At 72.9% G+C, this 12,094-nt stretch carries 8 protein-coding genes; 4 read left to right on the plus strand and 4 right to left on the minus strand.

The window, feature by feature from the left end; genetic code table 11:
* Positions 1–8: 8 nt before the first annotated feature.
* Both PV963_RS28240 and PV963_RS28245 read right to left on the minus strand, forming a co-directional pair.
* Entirely contained in the window at positions 9–1,547 is a 1,539-nt protein-coding gene (locus PV963_RS28240; protein WP_425540947.1) for a M23 family metallopeptidase, read from the minus strand.
* 219 nt (positions 1,548–1,766) lie between these two features.
* A complete protein-coding gene (locus tag PV963_RS28245; protein ID WP_274818627.1) occupies positions 1,767–2,630 on the minus strand; it encodes an esterase/lipase family protein in 864 nt (287 codons plus the stop codon).
* Between the two features lie 497 nt (positions 2,631–3,127).
* Here PV963_RS28245 and PV963_RS28250 point away from each other — a divergent pair, with 497 nt between their 5' ends.
* Positions 3,128–3,544 (plus strand): cobalamin B12-binding domain-containing protein, encoded by a 417-nt coding sequence (locus tag PV963_RS28250; RefSeq protein ID WP_059424972.1) that lies wholly within the window; start codon positions 3,128–3,130, stop codon positions 3,542–3,544.
* A gap of 128 nt (positions 3,545–3,672) precedes the next feature.
* On the opposite strand, the gene PV963_RS28255 is transcribed toward PV963_RS28250, so the two are convergent.
* Both PV963_RS28255 and PV963_RS28260 read right to left on the minus strand, forming a co-directional pair.
* A complete protein-coding gene (locus PV963_RS28255; RefSeq protein ID WP_274818629.1) occupies positions 3,673–5,340 on the minus strand; it encodes a DUF5691 domain-containing protein in 1,668 nt (555 codons plus the stop codon).
* 187 nt (positions 5,341–5,527) lie between these two features.
* Positions 5,528–6,883, minus strand: a complete 1,356-nt coding sequence (locus PV963_RS28260) for an SWIM zinc finger family protein (protein WP_274818631.1) — start codon at positions 6,881–6,883, stop codon at positions 5,528–5,530.
* Positions 6,884–7,028: 145 nt separating this feature from the next.
* On the opposite strand from PV963_RS28260, the gene PV963_RS28265 reads away from it, so the two are divergent.
* The 3 genes from PV963_RS28265 (at position 7,029) to PV963_RS28275 (ending at position 11,968) form a co-directional block, all read left to right on the plus strand.
* Complete coding sequence (locus tag PV963_RS28265) at positions 7,029–8,204, plus strand: ATP-binding protein (protein WP_274818633.1); 1,176 nt, start codon at positions 7,029–7,031, stop codon at positions 8,202–8,204.
* A gap of 55 nt (positions 8,205–8,259) precedes the next feature.
* Positions 8,260–10,665, plus strand: a complete 2,406-nt coding sequence (locus tag PV963_RS28270) for a DUF5682 family protein (protein ID WP_274818634.1) — start codon at positions 8,260–8,262, stop codon at positions 10,663–10,665.
* 139 nt (positions 10,666–10,804) lie between these two features.
* Positions 10,805–11,968 (plus strand): VWA domain-containing protein, encoded by a 1,164-nt coding sequence (locus PV963_RS28275; protein ID WP_274818636.1) that lies wholly within the window; start codon positions 10,805–10,807, stop codon positions 11,966–11,968.
* The last annotated feature ends 126 nt before the right edge of the window (positions 11,969–12,094 follow it).

A 12,094-nucleotide genomic window follows, 5' to 3' on the forward strand; every position in this document is an offset into this window, starting at 1 on the left:
CCGGGACGTTACGTCGGGTCGATGCCGTGGCTGCGCAGCCACGGGAGCGGGTCGATCGCCGAGCCGCCGGCCGGGCGCACCTCGAAGTGCAGATGAGGGCCGGTCGAGTTGCCGGAGTTGCCGGAGCGCGCGATCGGATCGCCGGCCTTCACGGTCGTACCGGAGGGGACCGTGTAGGTGGAGAGGTGGCAGTACCACGTCTCCGTGCCGTCCTTCGCGGTCACGATCATCATGTTGCCGTACGCGCTGTTCCACTGCGTGCGCACGGTGCCGTCGGTCGCGGCCATCACGGTCGTGCCGTACGAGACGGGGAAATCGATGCCGCTGTGCAGGGACATCCAGTTGATGCCGGACTGGCCGTAGTAGGCGCTGAGCCCGTGCCGGGCGACCGGCAGGGCGAACTTCGGGCGCAGCCGTTCCTTGCGGGCCGCCTCCTCCGCCGCGCGCTTGCGCTCGGCAGCCTGCTGGGCCTTGAGGTCGATGCGCTCCTGCGTACGGCTGGCCCGGTCGGCGAAGTCGTCGGCGCCGGCGGTGAGGCTCTGAAGCTGCGTGTCCAGTTTGTTGTTGGCCGCGGCCGGTTTCACCGGCTGCGCGTCCGCCGCGGTCGTCTGCGCCTCCACGGCGCCGTCCTCGGTGAGGCTGCCGACGGAGGCGGCGGCGATCCCCGCGACGCCCATCACACACGCCGAGGGCACCGCGATGGTCAGCAGCGCCGAGCGCTTGGGGGGCGTACGGCGGCGGGAACGGGACCCGGCGCGCGAGGCCGCCCGTGAGGCGGCGCGCGGGCCGGCCTCTTCCTGGTCGTCCAGGAGCGGGGCGACGGTGGGCAGTTCGCCGGTGGCGGCCGGCTCGCCGCCGTCCTCGGCGGGGTCGTGATAGGCGGCCCCGGCGGCTTCGTCGTAGGCGACCTGCTCGAACGTCGCGGTCTCGTGCTGCTCGAAGGTTTCGCCGTGCTGCTCGTAGGCATCGGGGGCCGGCGCGGCGGCGCCGTCGGTGTTCCACTGCGTGGCGTCGTAGGCGCCGGTGTCGAAGGCCTGCGTGCCCCATTCCCACTGCTGGGTCTGGTCGGCCGGATTGCCGGACTGGTCGGGCTGGAGCCAGGCACCGGCGTCCCACTGCCCGGTGCTGTCCGGGGAGGTGGCCTGCGGCGGGATGACCGAGAGCGGCTGCTGCTCGGCCGTCCAGGACGTCGTGTCGTAGACGCCGGTGTCGTAGGCGGCGTGATGCTGGGCCGCGTACGCGTCGTAGTGCGGGTTCTCGTGCGCACCCGTGGGCCAGTGGCCGGTGTCGTACGTGCCCGTGCCGTGGCCGCTGCCCGGCATGTCGCCGAAGAGGGGATCGGTGGCGAAGGTCGCGGTGGTGTGGCCGGTGGCGGCGAAACCGGTGCCGTCGGTACCGGTGGTGTCAAATCCAGTGGCGGCGTAGTCGCTGTACGTGGTGAAGTCGCCGTACTGGGCTTCCTGGGTGCCGTACGACGCGTAATGCGCCGAGTCGGCGTCGGAAGCCGGAGCCGGGGTCATGGTCCCCGACGGGTGACGGTCGTTCACCAACTTCTCTTTCGCCTCGACAACAGGGGCTGCCAGAGCAGTGCGGCGACTGTACCCGGCGGTACGCGGGCACGACAATCTTCGGCAGGTTTCGCGCGCGCAGGAAACGGGCATTCGGCCGTGTTTTGGCGGACTGCGGGCACGGGTTTGGCCCTGTGTTCGAAGTTTGTTCGAGGCTGATCGGGGCTTCGACGCTGTGTGCCGGCTGTATGACGAGTCTCAGGCCACCGTCAGACCGCCGGTCCGGCCGGCGGACGGTTCACCCGGGCGGGCCGTGTCGAGAACCTGCCGTATTCCGTTGGCGACGGCGGGGTGCACGGGCAGGGCGAGATGGCCGATGCCGGTCACGCGCACGTTCTCAACCGTCAGATCGGGATGGTCGATACAGGCCGTCTCCAGCGGATCCATCACGTGGTCCAGGTCGCTCCAGAAGCTGACGAAGTGCGTACGGCAGCCCGGGGCCGGCCGAGTGAGCTCCTCGAGCACCGGTGAGCCGGGGCGCATCTGGCGCACGATGGGGTGCGCGTTGGCCAAGGGCACCACCCGGGTGCCCGAGTGCGGCGTGCCGAGTGTCACGAGGGTCCGCACGCGCGTGTCGCCGCCGAGCCGCTGCACGTAGTAACGCGCAATCAGACCGCCGAGGCTGTGCCCGACGACGTCGACCTGCGGGGCGCCGGTTCGCTCGCAGACCTCCTCTATATGCCGGCCGAGCAGCTCGGCCGCGGCGCGTATGTCGCAGGTCAGCGGCGAGTAGTTGAGGGACTCGATCTGCTGCCTGCCGTGCTGGGCGAGGCTGCGGCGCAGCAGGACGAAGACCGAGCGGTTGTCGATGAAGCCGTGCAGCAGGACGACCGGGGGCTTGGCCTCCGTGGGCAGTTGGGCGGCGCCGCCCGTGGGCAGTGCCGGGGCGGGGGTCCGTCGCTCCTGGGCGATGCCGGAGGGATAGAGGAGGAGATGCCCGGCCAGGATCGCGAACTCCAGGGCCGTGGCCTTCAGGAGCGCCAGGGAAAGTCCCGCCAGGCGGCTCGGCAGCAGGCGCTGGCAGAACGGAAGAAAGGGCAGACCTGCCCTGGTGACCTTCATGGCCGACCTCCTGTCGGCACGCGGGAGGACAGCCGCCCCCCGTGTGCCCTCGTGGAAAGCAGCGGCGAAGACGGCCGATGACTGCGTGAGCGGCGTGAGCCGCGGGGACTGAGCGCGGCTAGTGGCGCGTGTGACGCCGGTGGTTCGACGGGATCTCCTGTCGGTGCGACGAGGCTCCCCGCTGGTGCGCCGTGTCTGCCCTGCGTGCTGTGCGTGCCCTGCGTGTCCCGCGTTCCTTCGCCGAAGCGCCGTACCGCCGCTGTGCGTGGTGGGTGGGGCGGCGGTACGGCAACTTCGTCGCGGCTCCCCTTGCGCTTGTCCCATCGTGTGATTTCCCCCTCGGTCCCCACCGCGAAACTGCCGGTCGCGGGATCCTGGAGATAACGTTCGTTCACTTGCCCGGACGGTTCGGGGCGGGGTGTCCGTGCTGTACGACGTGCACGATGTGTGCGGTACTTGTCGGTACGGATGGATGTAGTCGCTTCATGGAGGCAGTGATGGGTGTGGCAGCCGGTCCGATCCGCGTGGTGGTGGCCAAGCCGGGCCTCGACGGCCACGATCGCGGGGCCAAGGTGATCGCGCGGGCCCTGCGTGACGCCGGTATGGAGGTCATCTACACCGGGCTCCACCAGACTCCCGAGCAGATCGTCGACACGGCGCTCCAGGAGGACGCCGACGCGATCGGGCTGTCCATTCTCTCCGGCGCGCACAACACGCTCTTCGCGGCGGTGATCGACCTGCTCAAGGAGCGGGACGCGGAGGACATCCTGGTCTTCGGCGGAGGAATCATCCCCGAGGCGGACATTCCTCTGCTGAAGGAGAAGGGCGTCGCGGAGATCTTCACGCCCGGCGCGACGACGGCGTCGATCGTGGACTGGGTCCGGGCGAACGTACGCCAGCCGGCCGGGGCGTAGGCCTCCGGCGGTGGCGCCGGCTTCTGCGCCGGTGACCCGGGGTGTCGTCGACGGGTGATTGCCCTCCGCGGTGACGGCAACACGCTCGGCCGCCGCGGCTCGTGTCGGCTCCGTGGCGCAGGCCGGGGTCAGGGAGTGTTCAGCTCCTCGGTCATCGCCGCGCGCAGGCGCAACGTCGTGACCAGGCGCTGGAAGGCCTCCGCCCAGTAGCCCCCGGCGCCGGGTGAGGCGTTCTCCGGCTCGTCCGGTACGGCCAGCAGGGCGTCGAGGCGGCCGGACTCGGACGGGTCCAGGCAGCGCTCGGCCAGGCCCATGACTCCGCTGAAACTCCATGGATAACTCCCCGCGTCCCGCGCGATGTTGAGCGCGTCCACCACCGCCCGGCCGAGCGGCGGCGCCCACGGCACCGCGCACACCCCGAGCAGTTGAAAGGCTTCGGACAGGCCGTGCGTGGCGATGAAGCCGGCCACCCACTCGGCCCGCTCGGCGGCGTCCAGCGTGCCGAGCAGCTTGGCGCGTTCGGCCAGGGACACCGCGCCCGGGCCGCCCGCCTCCGGCGCCGAGGGCTCCCCGAGCAGCGCGCGCGACCACTCGGCGTCCCGCTGGCGTACCGCGGCCCGGCACCACGCCGCGTGCAGTTCGCCCTGCCAGTCGTCCGTGACCGGCAGCGCCACGATCTCCCTGGGCGTCCGCCCGCCCAGCCGCCGCGACCAGGTCCCGAGCGGGGCCGCCTCCACCAACTGGCCGAACCACCACGACCGTTCACCCCGTCCGGCGGGCGCCTTCGCCACGACGCCGTCGCGCTCCATGCCCGGATCGCACTCGTGCGGCGCTTCGACGGTGATCGTCGGCGTGGCCACAGTGGCTCCCGAAGCCGCAGCAACCCCCGCTGCCCGGGTGGGCTGCGTGTGGTCGATGGCCACGCACGCCTCCGCCCTGACCGCCATCCGCGCGGCGAGCGCCGAACCGGGCAGCGCCGACAGCAGTTCCGCCGCCGTCGCCCGGACGTTGCGGCTGCGGTCGGCCAGGGCCTGTTCCAGGAACGGCTCGTCGTCCGGGCCCAGGCCCGTGCGCAGGGAGTCCAGGAACATCAGCCGGTCCTCGGCCCGTTCCGTCGTCCAGGTCGTCGCGAGCAGTTCGCGCGCGGCGGCGGGTTCGCGGGAGCGCAGGGCGGACAGGAGGGCGACCCGTTCGGCGAACAGGCCTTCCTGCCACAGCTGCCGGACGCTGTCGTCGTCCTCGAGATGCGGCAGGGCCGCTCCGCCGCCCGGTGTCGAGCGCAGGGCGAACCGCCAGTCCGGGTTCAGCCGCGCCAGCCACAGGGCCCGCGGCCCCGCGAACTCCAGTGCCGCCGGACGCAGGTCGGTACGCCCCCGGGCCGCGTCCAGCAGCGCGGGAAGCACCTGCGGAGGCGGTGCGAAACCACGGGCGTTGGCCGCCGCGAGCCACTGGGGCAGCAGCTCCGTCAGGTCGGGCGCGGTGCCCCGGCGGCCGCCGCCGGACCCGCCGGGGCGGTCGGCCAGCAACAGCGCGAGTCTGCGGGCGGCAGCCGGCGGCAGAGCCGGACGCGGGTCCTCCGGGGCCGGTTGCGGACGCTCCGCCGCCCGCGCCGGACGCAGACCGGCCCGTCGTCGTACGGTCTCCACGGCCGCCGCGTCCAGCAGGGCCACCGGTGCCTGAGGGCCCGGGCCGGTGCCCGGTGGGGTGCGCCGGTCCGTGCCCAGCAGTGCCGTGGTGACGAGCCCCTCCCAGGCGCCCGTCGCGGGCGCGGCCACAGGAGCGGAGGTCCTGTTCATGAGCTTCCTTTCCGTGGGGCGCCCGGAGGTGGTTGAAGGCTCACCCTTACCGGTTGTCCCGGGATGCCTGAAAGATTCGTGGATTTGAGAGAAGGGTGGGTCGGGTCGGAAAGGCCAGGCCGCCGGACTTGGCTTTGGCGTCTGCGTTGGCTTCGGAGTCGGCGTCGGCTCAGCAGTCGGCGTCGGCTCAGCACAGGGCTATCGCGTCGCCCGGGCCCTCGGACCAGGCCGTCAGCGGAGTGAAGCCCTGGTGGCCGCATTCGCCGAAGACCTTGACCGGGGCGCCGCCCGACAACGCGACGAGCCGCCACAGGCCCGGCCGGGAACGCGCGGCGGGAGTGAGCGGCAACGCCGCGTCCTCGTCCGCGTCCGCCAACTGCCAGGAGTTGCCGTCCGGGGTGGGGACGACCCGGTCCAGCGTCACCGGGACGGACTCCAGCCATGGATCGTCGCGCAGGGCGTCGCCGTAGCGGGCGGCCGCCCGGGACGTCGTCACCCCCTGCGGGCGTATCGCCGTCGGCGCGGGCGGTGCGAACTGTTCGCCCAGGGCCACCCGCAGCTGCCCGGCGCCCGGGTAGGCGGACACCTCGGCCTCCAAGGTCAGGCCCACCGGCAGCGCCAGCTCGGGGGCGCGGCCGGCGGCGCCGTAGGAGAGGAGCAGCACGGTGCGGTCCGAGTCGGCGCCGTACAGCCAGATCCGGCGGGTCGTCAGGCGCGTGTCCGCCGTGTCGTACTGCGCGAGCACCAGCCAGCGGTCCCGCACCGGCGGGCCGTCCGAGGAGGCCGGCAGGCCGATGCGGGAGCGGATCGTGGCGGCGAGGGCATCGGGCAGCCGCTCGCGGCGCAGCCAGCCCTGCCCGAGGAGATGCAGCAGCGCACACTCCTCCAGTAGTCGCACCGGCCAGCCCGGCCCGGTGGACGGGATCGCCCCCAACTCCCGGACCCGGCCGGCCAGGCCCTGCGCCTGGGCGTCGACCATGCGGGCCGCCGTCTCCTCCCACAGGCCGTAACCCGACTGCTCCGCCGTCGCCAGACCGCCGCGCAACAGATCCGCCAGGCGCTGCTCCAGCTCCACCGCGCCCGCCGTGACCCGCTCTGCCCGCCGCTCCGCCCGGCGCCGCGCCGCCTCCGGATCAGCGGACCCGGACGGCGAACCGGAACTGTCCCCGGCCTTCATCTCCTCCGCGCGCTTACGCCGCCCCGCTATCCACTGCCCGGCCCACTCCGGCGCCTCTCCCGTCGGCACCGCCGCGTCGCCGCCCGACCAGAGCAGCAGCAGCCCGAGCGCGTGCTTGCACGGGAACTTGCGGCTCGGACAACTGCACTTGTACGCGGGCCCGGAGGCGTCCGCGACGTCGACGATCGTCTGATACGGCTTGCTTCCGCTGCCCTTGCACAGCCCCCACACCGTCCCCTCGTCGGAACTCCCCGCCTCGGACCACGGCCCCGCCGCGCCGAGTTTGCTCCCCGCTTTGCGTGATGCCGCGTCAGGCGCCAGTGCCAGCACCTGGTCCGCGGTCCAGCGCACCCCCTGCTGAGTCATGCCATCGAAGGTAGATCCCACCACTGACAATCGGGTCCGCGAGCGGCTGCGGTCGGGCGTTTGCGCAGGTCAGAACGCATTGTCAGTGGTGTGGTGCAACGTGGATGCCAGATCCGAACCGGCCGAGCTGGAGGGGGACTCAGCCATGCCTGTGTCCGTAGAACCGACGTCCGTCGACCCGAGCCAGAACGGGTCCGCGCCCGCGAACGCGGGGGCGGGCGCACCCGCGGACGTAACCGAGGCGGAAGCACTGCGGCCGCACGCCGAGGACGCCTTCGCCGGCGAACTCGCGGCGTTGGCCGCGCAGGACGACCGTCCGCGTCCGGCGCGCTGGAAGCTGTCGCCGTGGGCCGTGGCGATGTACCTGCTCGGCGGGACGCTGCCGGACGGCACGGTGATCACACCGAAGTACGTCGGCCCGCGCCGCATCGTCGAAGTCGCCGTCACCACGCTCGCCACCGACCGCGCCCTGCTCCTGCTCGGCGTGCCCGGCACGGCGAAGACCTGGGTCTCCGAGCATCTGGCCGCGGCGGTCAGCGGCGACTCCACGCTGCTGGTGCAGGGCACCGCCGGCACACCGGAGGAGGCCATCCGGTACGGCTGGAACTACGCGCAGTTGCTCGCCCACGGCCCGAGCCGCGACGCCCTCGTGCCCAGCCCGGTCATGCGGGCCATGGCCGAGGGCATGACCGCCCGGGTCGAGGAGCTGACCCGTATCCCGGCCGACGTGCAGGACACGCTCATCACGATCCTGTCGGAGAAGACCCTGCCGATACCGGAGCTGGGCCAGGAGGTGCAGGCGGTCCGCGGCTTCAACCTGATCGCCACCGCCAACGACCGCGACCGCGGGGTCAACGACCTGTCCAGCGCCCTGCGCCGCCGGTTCAACACGGTGGTGCTTCCGTTGCCGGAGACCCCCGAGGCCGAGGTCGACATCGTCTCGCGCCGCGTCGACCAGATCGGCCGCTCCCTCGACCTGCCGGCCGCGCCCGACGGCCTCGACGAGATCCGCCGGGTCGTCACGGTCTTCCGCGAGCTGCGCGACGGGGTCACGGCCGACGGCCGGACGAAGCTGAAGTCACCGAGCGGCACGCTGTCCACGGCCGAGGCGATCTCCGTCGTCACCAACGGGCTCGCCCTGGCCGCCCACTTCGGCGACGGCGTGCTGCGGCCGGGCGACGTGGCCGCGGGCATCCTCGGCGCGGTGGTCCGCGACCCGGCGGCCGACCGCGTCATCTGGCAGGAGTACCTGGAGACGGTGGTCCGCGAGCGGGACGGCTGGAAGGACTTCTATCGCGCCTGCCGGGAGGTGAGCGTGTGAGCGACGCGGGGCGAGGGCTGGCCGCGGGGCCGGGTATGGGATGGGAGGGAAACACATGACGGGCGTACAAGAGGCTGAAGGCCGGGCGGCCGGGGCGGGGCCGTTGTTGCTCGGGGTGCGGCATCACGGGCCGGGGTCGGCGCGGGCGGTGCGGGCGGCGCTGGAGGAGGCCCGGCCGCGGGTCGTGCTGATCGAGGGGCCGCCCGAGGCCGATGCCCTGATTCCGCTCGCCGCCGACGAGGAGATGCGGCCGCCGGTCGCCCTGCTCGCCCATGCCGTGGACGAGCCCGGCCGCTCGGCGTTCTGGCCGCTGGCCGAGTTCTCCCCGGAGTGGGTCGCCATGCGCTGGGCCCTGGAACACGACGTCCCGGCCCGTTTCATCGACCTTCCGGCCACGCACACGCTGGCCTGGGGAAGGCAGGAGGACGAGGCGGCAGTGGAGGGGGACCCTCCTGCGGACGCCGAGACGGCGGACAGCGAGGGCGCCCCCGGCCCCGGCCCCGACACCGCCGACCTGCGGATCGATCCGCTCGGGGTGCTCGCCGAGACCGCCGGTTACGACGACCCGGAGCGGTGGTGGGAGGACGTCGTGGAGCACCGGGGCGTGGGGAAGGGCGACGCGTTCGCGCCGTTCACCGTACTGGAGGAGGCGATGGGGGCGCTGCGAGAGGCCTACGGCAGCGCGGGACACGACCAGGACCTGGTGCGCGAGGCGTACATGCGGCTCCAGGTGCGGGCCGCACAGCGGGAGTTCGAGGACGGCGTGGCCGTCGTGTGCGGGGCGTGGCATGTGCCCGCCCTGCGGCGGAAGAGCCCCGTCGCCGCCGACAAGGCGCTGCTGAAGGGGCTGGCCAAGGTCAAGACGGACATGACCTGGGTGCCGTGGACGCACCGCCGGCTGTCCCGGATGAGCGGTTACGGCGCCGGTATCGACTCGCCGGGCTGGTACGGGCACCTGTTCAGCGCCCCGGACCGGCCGGTCGAGCGATGGATGACCAAGGTGGCGGGGCTGTTGCGCGCCGAGGACCGGCTCGTCTCCTCCGCGCACGTCATCGAGGCCGTACGGCTGGCCGAGACGCTCGCCGCGATGCGCGGCCGCCCGCTGCCCGGCCTGAGCGAGACGACCGACGCGGTGCGGGCGGTGATGTGCGAGGGCTCGGACGTGCCGCTGGCGCTGGTACGGGACCGGCTGGTCGTGGGGGACGTGCTGGGGGAGGTGCCGCCGACGGCGCCGGCGGTTCCGTTGCAGCGGGACCTCGCCCGGCTCCAGCGCCGGCTGCGGCTGAAGCCGGAGGCGCTGGAGCGGGAGTTGGAGCTCGACCTGCGCAAGGAGACCGACGCCGCCCGCAGCAGACTGCTGCACCGGCTGCGGTTGCTCGGCCTCGCGTGGGGTGAACCGGCCGCCTCGCGGGGCAGCACGGGCACGTTCCGGGAGACATGGCGGCTGCGCTGGGAGCCCGAGCTGTCCGTGCGGGTCGCCGAGGCCGGGGTGTGGGGGACGACCGTCCTGTCCGCCGCGACCGCCAAGGCCGAGGCGGACGCCGTCGCCGCGCAGGGTCTCGCCGACGTCACCGCACTCGCCGAGCGCTGCCTGCTGGCCGAACTGCCCGACGCGCTGCCGACGGTGATGCGGATCCTCGTCGACCGGGCGGCTCTCGACACGGATGTCGGCCAGCTGGCCCAGGCACTGCCTGCCCTGGTCCGTTCCCTGCGCTACGGCGATGTGCGCGGCACGGACACCGGGGCCCTGGGAGAGGTCGCGGCGGGTCTGGCCGAGCGGGTCTTCGTCGGCCTGCCCCCGGCCTGCGCCGCGCTCGACGCGGACGCCGCCGAGGAGATGCGGCGTCATGTCGACGCCGTGCACGGGGCCGTGGGGCTCCTAGGGGACGCACCCGCAGCGGGACAAGGTCACTTGAGAGCCCGTTGGCAATCGGTGCTGCGTGTGCTGTGCGCGCGGGACACCGTGCCCGGAGTGATCAGGGGACGTGCCGTCCGGCTCCTGCTGGACGACGGCGAGTTGGCGCAGGACGAGGCGGCTCGCCTCATGGGGCTCGTCCTGTCCCCGGGCACGCCACCGGCGGACGCGGCCGCGTGGATCGAGGGCTTCGTCGGAGGAGGCTCCGGGGGCGGGATGCTCCTGGTGCACGACGAGCGGCTGCTCGGGCTGGTCGACGCGTGGCTGACCGGGGTGCCGGCCGAGGCGTTCACGGACGTGCTGCCCCTGCTGCGGCGGACGTTCTCGGCGTACGAGCCCGGGGTGCGGCGGACCCTCGGCGAACTGGTCCGGCGCGGGCCGGGGGCCGGGAGCAGTGCGGCAGGAGCCGGCTCCGGCATACCCGGCTTCGCGGCGGAGCTCGACACGGTGCGCGCGGACGCCGTGCTGCCGGTCGTGCGGCTGCTGCTCGGGCTGGACGAGGGGGAAGAGCAGATCGGCAACGACCTGGTGGGGGTGACGGGGTGACGACCGACGGACTGAAGCGGCCGGCTCCGAGTGCGGAAGCGGGAGACACGATCAGGAACGGGTCGCCGGCGGAAGTCCGGCCGACGACGGCCGTGCCGGTGATCCCGCTGTGGGAGCGGCCTCGCAAGGGAGGACGCGGATGACGGCCGAGGTGACGGACCCGGCGCGGGAGCGGTTGCGGCGGTGGCGGCTGGTGCTCGGGGGCGACGCGGCGGACGGCACCGGGTGCGAACTGTCCGGGCGGGACGCGGCGATGGACGGAGCGCTCACCGCGCTCTACGGCAAGGGGGAGAAGCCACAGGGGGGCCGGGACCGTTCGGCGGGGCTCGGGGCGTCGGCGCCGTCCGTGGCGCGCTGGCTAGGGGACATCCGGACGTACTTCCCGTCCACCGTCGTGCAGGTCATGCAGCGCGACGCCATCGACCGGCTCGGTCTCGCCACGCTCCTGCTGGAGCCGGAGATGCTGGAGGCGGTGGAGGCCGACGTGCACCTCGTCGGCACGCTGCTGTCGCTCAACAAGGCCATGCCCGAGACGACGAAGGAGACGGCACGGGCCGTCGTGCGCAAGGTCGTCGAGGACCTGGAGAAGCGGCTCGCCACCCGCACCCGGGCCACCCTCACCGGCGCTCTCGACCGCAGCGCCCGCATCAACCGGCCCCGCCATCACGACATCGACTGGAACCGCACGATCGCGGCCAACCTCAAGCACTACCTGCCCGAGTACCGAACGATCGTGCCGGAGCGGCTCATCGGGTACGGGCGGGCGTCCCAGTCCACGAAGAAGGAGGTCATCCTCTGTATCGACCAGTCGGGATCCATGGCGGCATCGGTCGTGTACGCATCGGTGTTCGGAGCGGTGCTCGCCTCGATGCGGACGATCTCCACGCGACTCGTCGTCTTCGACACGGCGGTCGTCGACCTCACGGACCAGCTCGACGACCCCGTCGACGTCCTGTTCGGGACACAGCTGGGCGGCGGCACGGACATCAACCGGGCACTCGCCTACTGCCAGTCGCAGATCACCCGGCCCGCCGAGACGGTGGTCGTGCTGATCAGCGACCTCTACGAGGGAGGCATACGGGACGAGATGCTCAAGCGGGTCGCGGCGATGAAGGCCTCGGGGGTGCAGTTCGTGACGCTGCTGGCGCTGTCGGACGAGGGGGCGCCGGCGTACGACCGGGAGCACGCGGCCGCGCTCGCCGCGCTGGGGGCACCGGCGTTCGCCTGCACGCCGGATCTGTTCCCGGAGGTGATGGCGGCGGCGATCGAGAAGCGTCCGCTGCCGATACCGGATGCGGCGTGACATGCCGAGGGCCGTGGTGGTGAGGGCGGCCAGATGGCGACTTGTCGACGCATCGTCGTCCAACTTCGTTCGGCAAAAGGGATATGACTGACCATCAGCGGGGAAGGGCTTGCGCAAGCTCCGCAC

It is taken from the genome of Streptomyces coeruleorubidus, assembly GCF_028885415.1.
Lineage (GTDB): Bacteria > Actinomycetota > Actinomycetes > Streptomycetales > Streptomycetaceae > Streptomyces > Streptomyces coeruleorubidus_A.